Annotated in this window: 15 protein-coding genes; 14 read left to right on the top strand and 1 reads right to left on the bottom strand. The window is 27.6% G+C overall.

Translation table 11 applies throughout. The features are described from left to right. The first annotated feature begins 135 nt into the window (after positions 1 to 135). Positions 136 to 1,401: a DUF4830 domain-containing protein gene (locus Q3304_RS18025; protein ID WP_407814487.1), complete on the top strand. Its 1,266-nt coding sequence runs from the start codon at positions 136 to 138 to the stop codon at positions 1,399 to 1,401. A 425-nt stretch (positions 1,402 to 1,826) separates the two neighbouring features. Here the strand turns inward: Q3304_RS18025 and Q3304_RS18030 are convergent, their stop codons facing one another. Beyond that, on the bottom strand, positions 1,827 to 2,492 hold the full coding sequence (locus Q3304_RS18030) for a hypothetical protein (protein ID WP_407814486.1): 666 nt from the start codon (positions 2,490 to 2,492) through the stop codon (positions 1,827 to 1,829). Positions 2,493 to 2,836: 344 nt separating this feature from the next. Between Q3304_RS18030 and Q3304_RS18035 the strand changes: the two genes are divergently transcribed. The 13 genes from Q3304_RS18035 to hisS all read left to right on the top strand — a co-directional run bounded on the left by Q3304_RS18035 (position 2,837) and on the right by hisS (position 18,699). Further along, a complete protein-coding gene (locus Q3304_RS18035; RefSeq protein ID WP_407814485.1) occupies positions 2,837 to 4,267 on the top strand; it encodes a DUF4116 domain-containing protein in 1,431 nt (476 codons plus the stop codon). 243 nt (positions 4,268 to 4,510) lie between these two features. Then, positions 4,511 to 5,116, top strand: coding sequence for an accessory gene regulator ArgB-like protein (locus tag Q3304_RS18040; protein ID WP_407814484.1), 606 nt, complete (start codon positions 4,511 to 4,513; stop codon positions 5,114 to 5,116). 3 nt (positions 5,117 to 5,119) lie between these two features. Continuing rightward, complete coding sequence (locus tag Q3304_RS18045; RefSeq protein ID WP_407814483.1) at positions 5,120 to 5,266, top strand: cyclic lactone autoinducer peptide; 147 nt, start codon at positions 5,120 to 5,122, stop codon at positions 5,264 to 5,266. A 289-nt stretch (positions 5,267 to 5,555) separates the two neighbouring features. After that, a complete protein-coding gene (gene scfB / locus Q3304_RS18050; RefSeq protein WP_407814482.1) occupies positions 5,556 to 6,935 on the top strand; it encodes a thioether cross-link-forming SCIFF peptide maturase in 1,380 nt (459 codons plus the stop codon). Positions 6,936 to 6,963: 28 nt separating this feature from the next. After that, entirely contained in the window at positions 6,964 to 7,461 is a 498-nt protein-coding gene (locus tag Q3304_RS18055; RefSeq protein ID WP_054271322.1) for a gamma carbonic anhydrase family protein, read from the top strand. A 299-nt stretch (positions 7,462 to 7,760) separates the two neighbouring features. After that, complete coding sequence (locus Q3304_RS18060) at positions 7,761 to 9,425, top strand: AarF/ABC1/UbiB kinase family protein (protein ID WP_054271321.1); 1,665 nt, start codon at positions 7,761 to 7,763, stop codon at positions 9,423 to 9,425. Positions 9,426 to 9,437: 12 nt separating this feature from the next. Next, positions 9,438 to 11,888, top strand: coding sequence for a single-stranded-DNA-specific exonuclease RecJ (gene recJ, locus Q3304_RS18065; protein ID WP_284182275.1), 2,451 nt, complete (start codon positions 9,438 to 9,440; stop codon positions 11,886 to 11,888). 12 nt (positions 11,889 to 11,900) lie between these two features. Further along, positions 11,901 to 12,413: an adenine phosphoribosyltransferase gene (locus tag Q3304_RS18070; protein ID WP_054271319.1), complete on the top strand. Its 513-nt coding sequence runs from the start codon at positions 11,901 to 11,903 to the stop codon at positions 12,411 to 12,413. A gap of 73 nt (positions 12,414 to 12,486) precedes the next feature. Further along, entirely contained in the window at positions 12,487 to 14,694 is a 2,208-nt protein-coding gene (locus Q3304_RS18075) for a bifunctional (p)ppGpp synthetase/guanosine-3',5'-bis(diphosphate) 3'-pyrophosphohydrolase (RefSeq protein ID WP_054271318.1), read from the top strand. Between the two features lie 24 nt (positions 14,695 to 14,718). Beyond that, the gene (gene dtd, locus Q3304_RS18080) at positions 14,719 to 15,168 is read left to right on the top strand and encodes a D-aminoacyl-tRNA deacylase (RefSeq protein WP_054271317.1); all 450 of its coding nucleotides are present in this window, start codon (positions 14,719 to 14,721) and stop codon (positions 15,166 to 15,168) included. A gap of 14 nt (positions 15,169 to 15,182) precedes the next feature. After that, complete coding sequence (locus tag Q3304_RS18085; protein WP_054271316.1) at positions 15,183 to 15,797, top strand: MBL fold metallo-hydrolase; 615 nt, start codon at positions 15,183 to 15,185, stop codon at positions 15,795 to 15,797. Between the two features lie 90 nt (positions 15,798 to 15,887). Next, positions 15,888 to 17,447: a coproporphyrinogen III oxidase gene (locus tag Q3304_RS18090; RefSeq protein WP_407814481.1), complete on the top strand. Its 1,560-nt coding sequence runs from the start codon at positions 15,888 to 15,890 to the stop codon at positions 17,445 to 17,447. Next, a complete protein-coding gene (gene hisS, locus Q3304_RS18095) occupies positions 17,437 to 18,699 on the top strand; it encodes a histidine--tRNA ligase (RefSeq protein WP_407814480.1) in 1,263 nt (420 codons plus the stop codon). The genes Q3304_RS18090 and hisS overlap by 11 nt, the downstream gene beginning before the upstream one ends. Positions 18,700 to 18,735: the final 36 nt, after the last annotated feature.

An 18,735-nucleotide genomic window follows, 5' to 3' on the forward strand; every position in this document is an offset into this window, starting at 1 on the left:
ATGAATAAGTAAAAGCCATAGTTTATCCTATATACTATGGCTTTTTTATTGTATAATTTAAGATATTATAATATTTATGGTTTGGTATTAATAATATAGTCTGCATCTAATAAATATTTAATGGAGGTATACAATTTGAAAAGTAAAAACACAAAGGTATTTATCATAGCTATACTTATTTTGAGTTCTATAATATTATATTTAAATACACAAAACAACCTAATAAGTAACAAACATGATAAAAAAGTATATTTAGATTTAAAAGATACAAAAAAAATAGAAATTTACAATAAGATTAGCCAAGAAAAAGAGCATAAGCCAATTTTAATTTCAGATAAACATTTAATAAATGAAATATTAAACTATTTAAATAATGTAGAGTATTATGATGGTGAAGATAGGAATGAGATTATATTAAAAAGTCAGAGTATAAATTTTTATAATGGTGATGGAGAACAAAAAATTATAAATTACTCATATGATAGTATACATAATATTGGAAAGATTGAATATGATAATGAAAAATTTAATGTACCACATGATTTTTTTAGATTAATATCATCACTTGAAGAATTTAGACCTCAATATTCAAAAGTACCTAATGATGTAAATGAACTTTTTAAAAAGTATAACTGGACGCCAAGTTTTCTAATATCATCTCAACAAAAAACAATTCCAAATAATTTTAAGTATTCATCAGAAGATACAGTAGAGATGATGTACTGGGCATATAATATAGAGCTATCTAAAGATATAGGGTTAGATTTTTCAAACTTAAAATCAAAAGAGATTACTGCTGAGATATACAATTTAAATGAACCGTTATCAGATGAACTTGAAGATACTCTATTAAGTACTAGAGGTATAATAATAAGGTATGAAGGAAAAATTGTAGGTGCGTATATTGATTCTGGAAGGCATGAAGGGAATGCTATTAGCTTAAAAAGACATAGTTTTAAGGAAGTGACAAAAGAAGACTTAAATACATGGGTAGATGATAATTGTATAGATAAGTCAAATTCTTTATATATAGAGGTATCAAAGTTAAGTAATGAGGATTTAATAAAAATGTATATAAAGGCTATAAAAGAAAATAATACAAAGGTTTTATTAACTACTATGGATGTAGAAAGTAAGATAAGTACTCTCTTCATTAATTTGGATAATCATAAGCTTTTTAATGATACTAAGTTTGGGATGAATTTACCAGATTATATTAATAATGATAAAATTGTATATATGGAAAAGATTGATTTAAAAGAAAATGATAAGAGATGTTATAATGTTATATTTGGGGGTAATGATATAATGAGTGACACTGGAAGAGGAACTTTCTCAGATATTAATATTGATATTGTAAATGAAAAGGGCGTGTGGAAAGTGTCTGGCTTTACAAAATAAATCTAAAATAAATATTGTTAAAAATTAATATTGTATTGAAAAATAATTAAAAGTATTTAATAATAGAATTAAGGGAAGACTAAGTTTATAAATAAAGGATAATTAAATAAAAGTTAATAAAATAAATGTGATATCCAAATAAATCCTGAATCTAATTTGAGTTTTAATATAGATAGTCTAAAGTTTGATTATTAAAGATTTAATTGTAAGTGGTTACAGTTGATGATATTGATATAGAGATTAAAGTTTAGAATAGAAAGTTACCTTAAATTTAAAAATGCAAGATAACACAATCTAAAAATTATAATCACTCAATGGGTTTATGGATTTATTTGTTTATTATAAATAAATGGGAGTAGAATTATCTACTCCCATTTTGTATACTATTATTAATTTAATTGGTAATATGAGCTAAACTTGTAATTCTAGTTAAGACTTGCTGCATTAGTAGTAAATAATTCTTTAATAGCATTATTTCTAGCAGTTAAATCATTATTAGAATTATTTGTTTTTTTCATAATTACTGAGTAACGCTTTTTATTTATAAAAAATATTAAAATTTTATCATCGTCAAAATTGTATTCTTTGTATCTATCAATAGACTCATAACCTAAGTTTAAAATGTTCTTATCCTTTATACTATCTACATCTAGAATATATGATGGGTCAGCCTTTAGTAATATATTGATTAAACATTTTTCTTCACCAGCACAGAATAACTCCATCTTATTTGATATGGATTTAGATTGTTCTGAAGTTATTTTTGCAGGAATAAGGTCATTATTATCATCTCTTAAAAGATAACCATGCGTGTCTTGTTGATAAACTAAATTAACCTTTTTCTTAGGGACATTGATTATTTTATCTAAATGCACATAATGATGATTTTCAACAAATCCTTCATTTAATATTTCAACAAAGTTGTCAATCTTACCTAGACAAAAAGATTCTATAGATTCTTTACAGAATTTATTTGTAAATGGGATTATGCTTAAGTTTTCCTCGTCTGTATTCCATGCTATGGCATAATCTAACGAATATACTTCTTCCTCTATATCTGCAAAATTAAATTGTACTATGTTTCCTTTCAAAATTACTCGACCTCCATCTTTATAATATATTTAATATACTTTATAAAACTTATATTATATTTAAATAATATCATAAATTGGATAATTATGATATAGTAAATGATAAAAAAATTGAAAAAAATCACTATAAATGAGTGATAAATATAAATAGTGTATACTAATGGGATGGAAAATGTCCACTATTAACTTTATTACCCCACATATGTAAAATAAATTTATTAATGTAAAATATAATCTGTCGACAATGAATAGACTTTTAAAGGAACTTAATATAAAATTAATTAAATAAATACTTAAAAACGATTTACTTTAATGATAAAATCGTATTAAAGGAGGTTAATTTTATGGATATAAAAAATAAAATTAAATCTATATTTTTACCAGAAAAAGATGACTATTTAGATGATGAAGAATTTGAGGATGATATAGAGGATAATGAGGAGAGTTTAAAGCAAGACAATAAAGTACATTTAAATGACTTAAGCAGAGTAAAAAATGATTACAGAGAATTAAAAGACATAGAAAATCAGACAGAAGAAATGTGTTTACTAGCAGTAAAACAGGATGGGACTATAATTGAGTTTGTAAAAAATAAGACTTATAAGGTATGTATGGGAGCTGTTAAACAGACATACAAAGCTCTTAAGTATATAACAAATCAGTCTGAGGATATTTGTATAGAAGCCGTTAAACAGAACTACAGAGCTTTATATTACATAAATGATAAGACTGATAATGTACTAATTGAGGCTATAAAACATGCATCTACTCATGATGTTATGGAAGTTTTTAAATTTGTAGAAGAGCAGACTGAAGATGTATGTCTAGCATTTATAGAAATGGCATCAAAAAATGATGTTGCAGAAATACTTAAAGACATAAAAGAGCAAACTCCAACTATATGTTTGGAAGCAGTAAAAAAAGATGGAAAATCTTTAGCTTATGTTAAAGAACAAACCTCAACTATATGTTTAGAAGCAGTAAAAGAAAACTATAGTGCTCTACCTTGTGTGGAAGAACAAACCGAAGAAATATGTATAGAAGCAGTAAAACAGAATGATTTTGCATTGTATTATGTAAATGAACAGACAGAAAAAATATGTATAGAAGCAGTTAGAAGAAGTTATATGGCACTACAATATGTAAAAAAACAGACAGAAGATATATGTATGGAAGCAGTTAGAAATGATGGAAGAGCACTACAATATGTAAAAGAACAGACAGAAGGTATATGTATAGAAGCAGTTAGACAAAATGGGAAAGTCTTGCAATATGTAAAAAAACAGACAGAAGATATATGTATAGAGGCAATAAAAGATTCATTTGAAGAACTTCAAATAAAAGAAATATTAAGCTATGTAAAAGTTCCAACAGAAAGAGTTTTTGTAGAAGCAGTAAAACAAAATGGAAAGGCTCTTAAATATATAGAAAATCAGACAGAATTAATGTGTATAGAGGCAGTAAGAGAAAATTATAATGCTTTACAGTATGTAAAGAAACAAACAGAAAAAGTTTGCTTAGAAGCAGTAAATCAAAGTTATGAAGCTCTTAAATATGTGAAAGAGCAGACAGAAGAAATTTGTTTAAAAGCAGTGAAGCAAGATTACAGAATGTTGAAATATGTAAATAAACAAACAGAAGAAGTATGTTTAGAAGCAGTAAGGCAAAACTATAGAGCTTTGGAATTTGTTGATAATCAAACAGAAAAAATTTGCTTGGAAGCAGTAAAACAGAATAGAAAAGCACTACAATATGTAAAACAAAAACAAAGTTGAAATATATAGAAAAATATATGTAAAGGCACCTAGCTTATAGTAATAAGTTAGGTGTTTTTATGTATATAAAAAATAGTAAAAGTATTTTATTATAATTATTTTGTTATATAAAGAATATCTAAAGACTTATATAGGTCTTTTTTTGACCAGTTTTACAATTTTAGCAACTAGTTTTGTAAAGTATATTGAATTTTCTCAAAAAAGAAGGTATTCTATGTATGTAAAATTTTTTTGGAGGTAAAAATGTTTAAGAAATCTGCTGATAAAATGACATCTGTTTTAATTTGTAATAATATGATAGATAATAATGAATCAAAAGTTTATTCTTATGGATTTGAAATATTGATAGCTTTTATAGTTAATGTAACGACCATGCTGCTCATAGGTTTTTTATTTGGCAAATTTACATATATATTGTTTTTTTTAATGTGTTACTGTCCAATAAGACAATTTTCAGGTGGGTATCATGCAGACAATTATTTTAGGTGCCTATTGACTTTTGTTTTTATAATTTTGTCTACAATATTAATTATAGAAAATCTAAATTTATACTTATTTAAAAATATCATTATGGTTACTGCAAGCATTAGTTGGGTTGGGATTTGTATTCTCTGTCCAATAGAACATAGAAGTAATCCTATAAGTGATAGAGAAAAGTTAACTTACAAAAAAGTTGCTGTATTTGTATCTACAATAATATTATTAATGACAGTTTTAAACTTTTTATTGAATGTATTTGTAGATTATTTCATATATAGCGCATTTGCTATGTTTTGGATTTTTATAATGTTGGTATTAGGGAAATTAAAAGCTAAGAATTTAAGTAAAATATGTGTGAGGGAGAATTAAGTTATGAAGAAGTTTTTTGTAAAATTTATGAAGTTTGCTAGTTCATTAGCACTTAGCACTGTCATCTTGTCAGCTAATAGTACTTGTCCATGGATTATACATCAACCTAAAGTTCCTAAAGAAATTAAGAATTTAAAGAAGATAAATTAAATAGAAGCAATTATATAAAATTATTATAAGAAGCAATTATTATATTTTAACAAGGTTAAAACTATATAAAGATTAGATATAAATTTTATTTTAAGGCATATAATATACATTTGATGGTGTATTATTGTGCCAATTTAGGGGGATGTAGTGTATCCAATGAAATGACTTACGAGTAGTAAGTCATTTTTGTATTGTATGTATTTTAGATAAACTTATGATATAATGAAGGGTAAAGTTTAATTAAAACAATAAAAAACTTTAGTATAGATAGTAATTTAGGAGGTAGGTTATGAGTATGATACATAAATTTTCTATGAATGGATATAATATCGTTTTAGATGTGAATGGTGGAGCTGTTCATGTATTAGATGATGTTGCATACGACTTATTAGACTTTTATAAAGAAAAAAGTAAAGAAGAAGTATTAGATATATTAAAATCTAAATATCAAGAAGAAAAAATAAATGAAGCATATGAAGAAATATCAAACTTAGAAAAAGAAGGTCTTTTATATACAGAAGATACATATCAATATCATCCAAGTTTTGTACATAGAGAACCTGTGGTAAAAGCTTTATGTTTAAATGTAGCCCATGATTGTAATTTAAAATGTAAATATTGTTTTGCAGCTCAAGGTGACTTTGGAGGAGAAAAAGAACTTATGAGCTTTGAGGTAGGTAAGTCAGCAATAGACTATTTGATTGCTAACTCAGGCACTAGAAAAAACTTAGAGATAGATTTCTTTGGTGGAGAGCCTTTGATGAATTTTGAAGTTGTAAAACAGTTAGTTGATTATGGTAGAAGTATTGAAAAAGATTATAATAAAAATATAAGATTTACAATAACTACAAATGGTGTACTATTAAATGATGAGATTATAGACTATATAAATGAAAATATGCACAATGTAGTTTTGAGTTTAGATGGAAGAAAAGAAATTAATGATAATATGAGACCAACTTTAAATGACAAAGGAAGTTATGATATTACATTGCCACGATTTAAAAAACTTGTGGAAAAAAGAGCAAAAGATAAATATTACTATATAAGAGGAACATTTACAAGAGATAATCTGGATTTTGCTAAGGATGTTATGCATTTTGCAGATTTAGGATTTAAATTAACATCTGTAGAGCCAGTTGTTGGAGATGAAAGTAATCCATATGCACTTAGAGAAGAGGATTTACCTAAGATATTTGAAGAGTACGAAAAGTTTGCTGTAGAGTATGCAGATAGACAATTACAAGGCGATGGATTTAAGTTTTTCCATTTTATGATAGATTTAAATCAAGGACCATGTGTAATAAAAAGAATAACTGGATGTGGAGCTGGAAATGAATATCTTTCTGTAACTCCAAATGGAGATATATATCCATGTCATCAATTTGTTGGAAATGAAGAATTTAAAATGGCAAATATATTTGATAAAGAAATTGTACTTCCAGAAAGTTTAAAAAATATGTTTAGAGAAGCTCATGTATATACTAAAGAAGATTGTAAACAATGTTGGAATAAGTTTTACTGTTCAGGTGGATGTCATGCAAATGCAATAAACTTTAATAATGACATATCAAAGCCATATGAATTAGGATGTGAAATGCAAAGAAAACGTACAGAGTGCTCTATAATGATACAAGCAAAGTTAATGTTAGAAGGAGCAACTAACTAAATTTATATTTTAAAGGAGTTGTTTATATATGATTAGAGATTATTTGGAAGATAAACCTTTAATTGATGAAAGTGTATTTGTGGCAAAATCAGCAGACATAATTGGAAATGTCAAAATAGGTAAGGATTCAAGTGTATGGTACAATGCAGTAGTTAGAGGAGATGAAGGTCCAATAACTATTGGAGAAAATACTAATATACAAGATTGTTCTATAGTACATGGAGATGCAGATACTATAATTGGTAACAATGTAACGGTTGGACATAGGTCAATAGTTCATGGTTGTAAAATTAGTGACAATGTTTTGATTGGTATGGGTTCAATAATATTGGATAATGCTGAAATAGGAGAATATACTTTGATAGGAGCAGGTACATTAATTACATCTAATAAGAAGTTCCCACCAGGTGTTTTAATAATGGGCTCTCCTGGTAAGGTTGTTAGAGAACTTACAGAGGAAGATAAAAGATATATTGATGAATCATATAAATGGTATCTAGAAGCAGCACAAAATCAAAAATATTAAATTAAAGAGTGGTTGTTTCAAAACATACTTAAATCTGTTTTGAGGCAACCACTAATTTATTTTATTAAAGTTAGCTGATATTTTAGTTTTCAAAAAGTATTTGATTAAGATAGGTATAAAATGTCAAAAATAAAAATTAACTGAGTTAAATAATTTTAATAAAATTACTAGTATATGTGATAAAATTAAATATTAAAGAGGATATAAGACATTAGTATATAAATTGGTAAAATAATGTCTTATATAAGATAAATTAAGGTGTAAGTTTTCGGGTATACCTATTTTAGGAGTGAAAATATTTGAGAATAAGTTATAGAAACTTAAAAAGATATAGAGAAATTGGATATGTTTTAATAAAGTATGGTTTTAGTTTTATAGTAGAAAGATTAAATATAGAAGGAATAGCTTATAAAATACCACTGTTTGACCCTCCAGAAGAAATAAAAAATATGACAACTGGTGAGAGAATAAAAAGAGTTTTAGAAGAGCTAGGGCCTACATATATAAAAATAGGACAGATATTAAGTACAAGAAAAGATTTATTAGACCAAGATATAATTGATGAAATATCAAAACTTAGAGATGATGTAGAGAAATTTGATTCAAATATAGCTATTGAGATATTTAAAGAAGAAGTAGGATTAAGTATAGAAGAAATATTTTTAGAGTTTAAAGAAGAACCAATTGCAGCAGCTTCGATTGGCCAAGTTTATGAGGGTGTTCTTAGAACTGGAGAAGAAGTAATTGTAAAAATTCAAAGACCAAATATAGAGAAAATAATAAAATCTGATTTAGAAATTCTTAGAACGATTGCAAATACTCTAAAGGATTTAAAAAAGGATTTTAATTTAGACTTAGTACAAATGATTGAAGAATTTCAAACTCAATTAATGAGAGAGCTTGACTATACTTTTGAAGCTATAAATGCAACTAAATTCTCTAGAATATTTAAAAATAGTGATGAGGTATATATACCTAAAATATATCCAGAATATAATACTAAGAAAATTTTAGTAATGGAGAAGGTCAATGGTACAAAATTAAGTGATGTAGAAAAAATAAATAGGTTAGGTTATAATACAAAAACTATTGTTGAAATAGGAGTAAGGTCTTTTTTTACACAAGTATTGTCTCATGGATTTTTTCATGCAGACCCACATCCAGGTAATATATTTGTAGTTGCTAAAAACAAGATAGCGTATATAGATTTTGGAATGATTGGAATTATTGACAATAAAACACTGAATCAATTAAATGAAATTGCATTAGCAGGAGTGGAAAAGAATGTCGACAAGATAATATACTTGTTAATAGAAATGGATGCGTTAAATGGAGAGGCAGATATTAAAGGTCTTAGACAGGATTTACTTTATCTAATACATTATTACTATGATATTTCTATAGAAAAAATAAATGTAACAGATATATTAAATGAACTGTTTAGATTTTTTAGGCAGTATAAGATAGTCATGCCTGCACAGTTTGTGACACTTGCTAAGACTGTTATAACATTAGAAGGAACAAGTAGAACTTTAAATTCAGATTTTTCTTTTGGTTCTATGGGAAAAGAGTTTATGAAACATCATTATAAGAGTAAATTTAATCCTAAAAATGTCGTTTTAAGTTCAAGACAAAATGTAGAAGAAATATTACTCGATATAAAAACCATTCCCAAACAGCTAAAAGCAATCTTAAAGAATGTAGAAAGAAATAATATAAAAATGCAAATTGAAGACGTAAAAATGACAAAATTAGAAAATTGCATATTAGAGTTAACGTCTCAAATATCACTAAGTTTAGTGTTAGCATCAATTATAGTGGGTTCTTCCCTTATAATTGCATCTCCAAATATAGAAAATAATATTTGGATAAAGTTTACTGCTATAGGAGGTTTCTTTATATCTTTTATAATAGGACTTTGTCTAGTTATAAGGAGTGTTAGGTCAAAATATAAAAAGGATTAGGGGGAGTTGAATTTGAAAAAATGGATATTGAAATATAAAGGTAAGATAGAGGAAAGTGAATTTAGCAAAAAAATTAATATTTCCCCGGAAATCTGCCAAATTTTAAAAAATAGAGGAATATATACTGAAAAAGATTCAGAAATATTTATGAATCCATCTTTAGATTATTTAAGGGACCCTTTCTTAATGAAAGATATGCAGAAAGCTGTTGATAGGATAAAATCAGCTATTGAAAATAACGAAAAAATTTGGATTTATGGAGATTATGATGTTGATGGTGTGTCATCTACTTCTATTTTATGTATATATTTTAAAAGTATAGGGTATCATGTGGATTACTATATCCCAAATAGATTAGAAGAAGGATATGGTATAAATGAAGAAGCTATTAAGCTTATAAGCTCTAGAGGTTGTGACCTGATTATAAGTGTTGACTGTGGGATTACATCAGTATCTGAGGTTAATATAGCGAATGATTTGGGTATAGATGTTATAATAACAGACCATCATGAATGTCAAAACGAGATTCCACCAGCTTTTGCAGTAATAAATCCAAAACAAGAAGATTGTAATTATCCATTCGATTCATTATGTGGATGTGGTGTAGCATTTAAAATGATTCAAGCATTAACTCCAAAAGAAGAATTTAAAACTAGTATGTATGATTATTTAGAAATAGTAACATTGGCAACTATTTGTGATATTGTACCACTTATAGACGAAAATAGAATAATTGTAAAAAATGGTTTAAAATCAATGAAAGAAGGCAAAAATATTGGATTAAGAGAGCTTATAAAAGTTTGTGGTGTAGAAAGTGATAAAATAGGTTCTTCTCATATAGGTTTTGCAATAGGACCTAGAATAAATGCTTCAGGTAGATTAGGATATTCTTATTTAGGTGTTGAGTTGTTTACCACTCAATCTAAAGAAGAAGCTATAGAAATAGCCAATATATTAGAAGAGAAAAATAATGAAAGACAGATGATAGAGGCTAAAATGTATCATGAAGCTGAAGAAATGTTAAAGTCTAATAGCAGATATAATGATGATAAAGTTTTAGTTTTAGCTAAAGAAGGTTGGCAACATGGAATAATAGGAATTGTAGCATCTAAGCTAACTGAAAAATACTATAAACCTACAATTCTTTTAGGCATAGAAAATGGAGAAGCTACTGGTTCAGCAAGGTCTATAAAAGGATTTAATGTATTTGAAGCTCTTGTAAAGTGTAAGGACTTAATGACTAAGTTTGGTGGTCATGAGCAAGCAGCAGGGCTATCTTTAAATTCAGATAATGTGGAAGCTTTAGCAAATGAAATAAACAAATTTGCAAATTATAATTTAACTGAAGATGATATGATAGAGAATGTGAATGTTGAATTTGAACTACAAGAAAATGTAATAAATCTAAATCTTGTAGAAGAATTACATAAGTTAGAGCCTTTTGGATTAAATAATCCAAATCCTAGATTTATAGTTAGAAATTATATTTTAAAAGATTTAAAGGTTATAGGAAAAAACCAACAACATCTAAAATTAAGTATAGAAAAAGAAAAAAGCTATGAATGTATAGGATTTAACATGAGTCATTTAAAATCATTGTATAAAGTAGGAGATAAAGTAGATGTATTGTTTCAGTTAGATGAAAATAACTATATGGGAAATAGAAAAGTACAGTTTTTACTTAAAGATATAAGATTAGCTCGACCTAAAAGTGCAAGTAGTGACAAACTTTCACTGAAATTAATGTCAAAAATAATACCCAAAGATACACAAAGCTTGTATAATATATCTGTATCTGATTTTGATTTATTCGATGGAAATACTGATATAAATATATTTGATTATTTTGAAAAAGGCACATTAATAATATCTAATTCCATAAATGGATTTTATAGAGCAGTTTCGGATATATCACTTGTAGATTTAGATTTTAAGATAAATTACAATATTATTGAAGATATTAGCAAAAATACTGATAAATTAGAGCTTATATTTTCTCCTAATATTGATAAAATAGACTTAAAAAGATATAATAATATTATTCTTTATGATTATTTATACAATAAAGGCGAATATTCGTATATATATGAGAATAAAAGAGAAGAAAGTGAAATTATAAAATATTATAATAAAACAGACCTATTATATTTAAAGAATGTAGTTAGTAATATAGTTCCATCAAGAGATGAATTTATAACAATTTATAAGCAAGCACTCACAAAAAAAGAAATTGATTTGGATATGGTAAATATAAAGGGAACTTTTAATGTAATTCCATTAAAGTTTTTTACGATATTGAATGTGTTTAGAGAATTAAATTTACTTGACTTTAATTTAAATTATGAAAAAAATTCTGTACTCATAAGAATATTGCCAAAACCACAGAAAAAATTAGATTTAAATGAGAGTTTAATACTCAATAATCTAAAAAATTTAGAAAAACAATATAATAGCAGTTATTAGGAGGCGTTTCCCATGGATTTAAAAAACTTTATAAGGAATATTGATGATTTCCCAAAACCAGGTATAGATTTTAAAGATGTTACTACTCTATTTAAAGATGGAGAGGCATTTAGATATGCAGTAGACTCTATAGTTGAAGAACTAAAAAATAAAGGTGTAGATTTAGTAATAGGGCCAGAAGCAAGAGGTTTTTTGATGGGTACACCTGTAGCGTATGCTTTAGGAGTGGGATTTGTTCCAATTAGAAAACCTGGAAAGTTACCAGGAGAAGTTGAAAGTTATGAGTATGGCTTAGAGTATGGTACGGATACTTTAGAAATACATAAAGATGCAATTAAAAAAGGTCAAAAAGTAGCAATAGTAGACGATTTATTGGCTACTGGTGGAACTATGGAAGCTGCTGCTAAGCTTGTAGAAAAATTAGGTGGAGAAGTAGTTTCTATGCAATTTTTAATTGAGCTAGAATTCTTAAATGGGAGAGAAAAATTATCTAACTATAATGTTAATTCTCTTATAAAATACTAGTACTTTTACAATAGTTGGTATAGCACCAACTATTTTCATATATATTAAAATTTTATACAAAATAGGTGGTTATATGCATGATAAAGAATTACAAGAAATAATTGAAAAAATAAAAGTTTATGCACCTAATGCAAATTTTGAGATGGTTGAAAAAGCCTATAATCTTGCAAAAAAAGCGCATGAAGGACAATATAGAAAATCTGGGGAACCATACTTTATTCATCCATTAGCAGTGGCAAACATTTTGATAGAGATGGAATTAGATATTGAAACTATAACAGCTGGTTTACTTCATGATGTTGTAGAAGATACGGAATATACCTATGAAGACATAACAAAAGAATTTGGTAAAGAAGTAGCGGATTTAGTTGATGGAGTAACAAAACTTGGTCAAATAAAATATCGTTCAAAAGAAGAAACTCAATCTGAAAACCTAAGAAAGATGTTTTTGGCAATGGCGAAAGATATAAGGGTTATACTTATAAAACTTGCTGATAGATTGCACAATATGAGAACCTTAAAATATATGCCTCCAGAGAAAGCTAAATATAAGGCAAAAGAGACACTTGAAATTTATGGAGGTATAGCTCATAGATTAGGGATTTCTAAGATAAAGTGGGAGTTAGAAGACAGAGCACTGAGATTTATGGACCCAGAAGGGTATTATGATTTAGTTGATAGAGTATCAATGAAGAGAAGTCAAAGAGAAGATTATATACATGGAATTGTTGAACTTCTTAAAGATAAGTTTAAAGATTTAAGTATACCATGTGATGTATATGGTAGACCAAAGCATTTTTATAGTATTTATAGAAAGATGCAAAAAAAACACAAGACTTTTGAAGAAATTTTTGATTTAACAGCTGTAAGAATACTAGTAGATAATGTAAAGGATTGTTATGCAGTTCTTGGTATAGTTCACACATTATGGAGACCTATTCCAGGCAGATTTAAGGACTATATAGCAATGCCAAAGCCAAATCTCTACCAATCGTTGCATACTACTGTTGTAGGTCCTGATGGAGAGCCTTTAGAGATACAGATAAGGACTCATGAAATGCATAACATAGCTGAAAATGGTATCGCAGCCCATTGGAAATACAAAGAAGGTATTTCTAGTAAAGAATCAAAAGTTGAAGAGAAACTTCAGTGGTTGAGACAAATGATGGAGTGGGAAAAAGACCTGAAAGACCCACAAGAGTTTATGGATGCACTTAAAGAAGATGTATTTAATAGTCAAGTTTACGTATTTACTCCAAAAGGAGATGTAATTGAATTACCAGCAGAATCAACACCTATAGATTTTGCATATAGAGTTCATACAAATGTAGGGAATAAATGTGTAGGAGCTAAAATTGATGGAAGAATAGTTCCTATTGATTATAAGCTTCAAAATGGTAATATTGTAGAGGTACTTACATCATCTAATTCTAATGGGCCAAGTAGAGATTGGCTTAATATAGTAAAGACACCAAATGCTAAAAGTAGAATTAGACAATTTTTCAAGAAAGAAAGAAGAGAAGAAAATGTCGACCGTGGAAATACAATATTAGAAAGAGAATTTAAGAAGCATGATATACCACAGAAAGACCCTCTTGTTGAAAAATATATGGCATTAGTTGCTAAGAAATTTAATCAGCCAAGTGTTGAGGATTTAGTTGCTACTGTAGGTTATGGTGGTATAATGTCATCTCAAGTTGTATCTAAAGTAAAAGACTTATATTTAAAAGAAGTTAAAAAAGTTAAAAAAGAACAACAAATACAAGAAGAAGATTTAAATAAACACAATATAAGTGAAACAGAATACAGTAAAAAGAGAAAGAAAAACGCATCACAAGGAATTATAGTAAAAGGGCTTGATAATATCTTAGTAAGATTTGCTAAGTGTTGTAATCCTCTTCCAGGAGATGAAATTGTAGGATATATTACTAAGGGTAGGGGAGTAGCTATACACAGAGCTGATTGCCCAAATGCAAACAATAATGGGGATTTCTTCCAAAATAGATTGGTAGAAGTTTCATGGAGTTCAGCAGGCAAAGGTAAGTTTGAAGCAGAGATTCAAATAAAGGCTGTTGACAGAAGAGGAATTGTTAATGAAATAACTCATATTGTTGCAATGGATAAACTTAGTTTAAATGGAATAAATGCAAGAAAAGGTAAAGATAGCATTGTAAGTATAAACTTACTTGTAGAAGTTAATGACACAGAGGAATTAAAAATTCTAATGAAAAAATTAAAAGCAATTCCTGGTGTAGAAAGTATTTATAGAATGACAAATTAGAGTTAAAATAATAGGGAGGAAACTATGAGAGCAGTAGTACAAAGAGTATCTTCATCTAAAGTTACAGTAGATGAAAACACTATAGGTCAAATAAATAAAGGGTTACTAGTATTATTAGGAGTGACTCATGATGATAAATCAAGTGATGTAGATTATATGATTGACAAAATATTGAATCTGAGAATTTTTGAAGATGAAGATGACAAAATGAATTTATCTCTAATGGATATAGGTGGAGAGCTTTTAGTAGTATCTCAATTTACTTTATATGGAGATTGTAGAAAAGGAAGAAGACCTGGATTTAGTAATGCAGCCAAACCAGAACTTGCAAATAATCTGTATGAAGAGTTTATAAAAAAAGCAAAAGATAAAGGTGTAACAGTTGGTACAGGTAAATTTGCGGCTCATATGATGGTAGAATTAACTAATGATGGTCCAGTAACAATACTATTAGACTCAAGTAAATCTTTTTAAGGGGGAAAACTTTAATGGTTATAAAAAAATTTGTAGATAGTTATTTTGGAGTAAATACTTATGTATTAGGTGATGAAAAAACTAAAAAATGTGCAGTTATAGACCCAGGTGGAAGTTTAGTAGATACTCTAAGTTTTGTAAAAGAAAATGAATTAAATATCGAATATATAATTCTTACTCATGGACATGGAGACCATATAGGATATGTTAAAGATATTAAAGATAAAACTGGTGCTAAGGTAGTTGCACATATTGATGAAAAAGAATTATTAAATGATAAAAATAAAAATCTAAGTTATACAATGAGATGTGGAGCACAAGAGTTTGATGCAGATATATATGTAAATGATAAAGACAAGCTTGAACTTGGTGAATTAAAAATGACTTTCTTACACACTCCAGGACACACACAAGGGTGTATGTGTATAAGAGTTGAAGATGAATTGTTTACAGGAGATACTTTATTTGCTGGAAGTATTGGTAGAACTGATTTGTATAGTGGAGATTTTCATCAAATGGAAAAATCGCTTAAGAAATTATGTAAATATGAAGATGCTGTTAGAGTATATCCTGGTCATGGACCAGCTAGTACTCTAGGGGTTGAGAAGAAGACAAATCCTTATATGTAATTTTATATTAGTATTAAATAATGTATCAAATATTTAATAACTGTATTAGAGATGGAGTTCTTCTACTGTTAAATAGAAGGAGTTAAGTTGATGTTATATGTTTTTTTAAAAGGACATGATTATAAGTATGAAGTAGCAGAACTTATAAAATTGTTTACTAATGAATTTAAATTTAATGACTCTGATAAATGTGGTAATAACATGGAGTCAATGTATTTAATAAATAGGTTGATTTATGAAAATGGAGTCTTGTTTTCAAGTACTGAGTATTATGAAGATGAAAACTTGAAGTATGAATCAATACAAAATATAGAAAATATAAATCTTGAATTTTTAAATGGATTTGATAATAGCAAATCCATTGAAGAGTTTTTGAATAAGTTAGATAATGAAAGTAAGAGAAACTTTAAAAAACTATGTAAAGAAAGCATCAAAAAAAGCATGTTTATAGTGCTTAAGCAAATATTTAATTCTTATGTTCCATGGGGAATTTTGACTGGTATTAGACCAGTCAAAATTGTCCACAATCTAATGGATAAAAAGCTAGATGATAATAGCATAAGAACCATTCTAAAAGATAATTATTTTATAATAGATGAGAAAATAGATTTAGCTCTTGAAATAGCCAAAAGAGAGCGAGTATTTATGTATCCTATAGATAAAAATAAAATTTCTCTTTATGTAAGTATTCCATTTTGTCCAACTAGATGTGTATATTGTTCATTTCCTTCAAACTCATTAAAGCAATTTGGGCATTTGAAAAGAGAATATGTTTATAAATTGATTGAAGAAATCAAGGGATTTGCCAAGCTTATTAAGGATACTAATAAAGAAATTGAAACTTTATATATTGGTGGAGGAACTCCTACTACATTGGATGAGGAAGAGTTAGATTTGCTTATAAATTCATTGTTTAGTGAATTAGATTTAACTAAAATCAAGGAATTCACTGTAGAAGCAGGTAGACCAGATACAATTACAGAGCAAAAATTAAAAGTATTAAAAAAACACAATGTAAGTAGAATTAGCATAAATCCTCAGACTATGAATGGTGAGACTTTAGTTAAAATTGGAAGAGAACACAAGGTTTCTGACTTAGTAGACTGCTTTAATATGGCTCGTAGAATGGGATTTGATAATATAAACATGGATATAATTTTAGGTCTTATAGATGAGGACTTAAATATGGTAAGGAATACATTGGAAGAAATAAAAAAACTTTCTCCTGAAAGTCTTACAGTTCACACATTAGCTATAAAGAGAGCATCTAACTTGAATATAAATATGGATATGTATAAAGAACACCTAACACAGTATGAAGAAATGGTAAAAATGATAGATTTATCAATGAAGTATGCAAAAGATATGGGATTAAACCCCTATTATATGTACAGACAAAAACATATGTTAGGCAATTTAGAAAATATAGGTTATGCTAAAGAAGGATATGAGTGCATTTATAATATACAAATTATGGAGGAAAAGCAAAGTAACTATGCATTAGGTGCAGGTGCTATATCAAAATTTGTTTATTTAGATGAAGATAGAATTGAAAGAGTAGAAAATGTAAAAAACGTTGAACAATACATTGCAAGAGTAGATGAAATGATAAAAAGGAAGAAAGAAGAGGTATATAAAAATGTTGACTAAAGCTCCTAGAGGAACTAAAGACATAACTCCAAAAGAGGCTTATAAATGGAGTTATGTAGAAAATAAATTTAGAGAAATATGTGCTTTATATGGATATGAAGAAATGGTAACACCTATATTTGAACATACAGAACTTTTTAAAAGAAGTGTTGGAGATACTACAGATATAGTTCAAAAAGAAATGTATTCTTTTAAAGATAAAGGAGACAGAGAAATTACATTAAAGCCAGAGGGAACAGCAGGTGTAGTAAGGGCATTTATAGAAAATAAATTGTATGCAGATACTCAGCCAACTAAGTTATTTTATGTTACACCTTGTTTTAGATACGAAAGACCTCAAGCTGGAAGACAAAGACAATTTCATCAATTTGGTATAGAAGCACTTGGAAGTGACACTCCTTCAATGGATGCTGAAATAATAGCATTAGCTGTTCAATTTTTTAATGAAGTTGGGCTAAAGGATTTAATAGTAAGCATAAATTCAGTTGGTTGTCCAGTTTGTAGAAAAGAATACAATGCTTTATTAAAAGAATATCTTGATTCAAAAGCAGATGTATTATGCGAAACTTGTAATGAAAGAAGAGAAAAAAATCCAATGAGGGTTATAGATTGCAAAAATCCTACATGTAAGGAAAATATTAAGGATATACCATTTATTGCAGACCATTTATGTGATGATTGCAAGACTCACTTTGCGAAATTACAAGAATATTTAAATGAAATGGATATAAACTTTGTAGTTGATAAAACAATAGTTAGAGGACTAGACTATTACAGAAAAACTGCCTTTGAAATTATATCTAATGATATAGGAGCGCAAAGTACTGTATGTGGTGGAGGTAGATATGATGGTCTTGTTGAGCAACTAGGAGGACCAAAAGGTATAAGTGGGATTGGATTTGGATTAGGAATTGAAAGACTTTTACTTACACTTGAAAACAATGGTATTGAAATAGAAAATCCACAGTCTACAGACATATTTATAGTAACAATAGGAGAAGAAGCAAATACAAAAAGCTTTAACCTATTAAAAGAATTGAGAGAAAATCATATAAGTGCAGATAAAGACCATATAGAGAGAAGTGTCAAAGCACAATTTAAATATTCAGATAAGATAAATTCTAAATTTACAATAGTAATTGGCGATGATGAGCTTAAAAATGATACTGCAACATTAAAAAATATGAAAACATCAGAGCAAATTACTGTAAAATTAAGTACATTAGTTGAAGAATTAAAACAAAAGCTGTAAAATAAGAAAGTATGATGTTTTGCATATTAGATAATA

It is taken from the genome of Clostridioides sp. GD02377, from assembly GCF_045899875.1.
Lineage (GTDB): Bacteria > Bacillota > Clostridia > Peptostreptococcales > Peptostreptococcaceae > Clostridioides > Clostridioides difficile_A.

Excerpts from the sequence above, each read along its gene's own strand:
- Q3304_RS18035 (WP_407814485.1), top strand. The coding sequence starts at position 2,837 with ATGGATATAAAAAATAAAATTAAATCTATATTTTTACCAGAAAAAGAT.
- Q3304_RS18040 (WP_407814484.1), top strand. The coding sequence starts at position 4,511 with ATGTTTAAGAAATCTGCTGATAAAATGACATCTGTTTTAATTTGTAAT.
- Q3304_RS18045 (WP_407814483.1), top strand. The coding sequence starts at position 5,120 with ATGAAGAAGTTTTTTGTAAAATTTATGAAGTTTGCTAGTTCATTAGCA.
- scfB (WP_407814482.1), top strand. The coding sequence starts at position 5,556 with ATGAGTATGATACATAAATTTTCTATGAATGGATATAATATCGTTTTA.
- Q3304_RS18055 (WP_054271322.1), top strand. The coding sequence starts at position 6,964 with ATGATTAGAGATTATTTGGAAGATAAACCTTTAATTGATGAAAGTGTA.
- Q3304_RS18070 (WP_054271319.1), top strand. The coding sequence starts at position 11,901 with ATGGATTTAAAAAACTTTATAAGGAATATTGATGATTTCCCAAAACCA.
- Q3304_RS18075 (WP_054271318.1), top strand. The coding sequence starts at position 12,487 with ATGCATGATAAAGAATTACAAGAAATAATTGAAAAAATAAAAGTTTAT.
- dtd (WP_054271317.1), top strand. The coding sequence starts at position 14,719 with ATGAGAGCAGTAGTACAAAGAGTATCTTCATCTAAAGTTACAGTAGAT.
- Q3304_RS18085 (WP_054271316.1), top strand. The coding sequence starts at position 15,183 with ATGGTTATAAAAAAATTTGTAGATAGTTATTTTGGAGTAAATACTTAT.
- Q3304_RS18090 (WP_407814481.1), top strand. The coding sequence starts at position 15,888 with ATGTTATATGTTTTTTTAAAAGGACATGATTATAAGTATGAAGTAGCA.
- hisS (WP_407814480.1), top strand. The coding sequence starts at position 17,437 with ATGTTGACTAAAGCTCCTAGAGGAACTAAAGACATAACTCCAAAAGAG.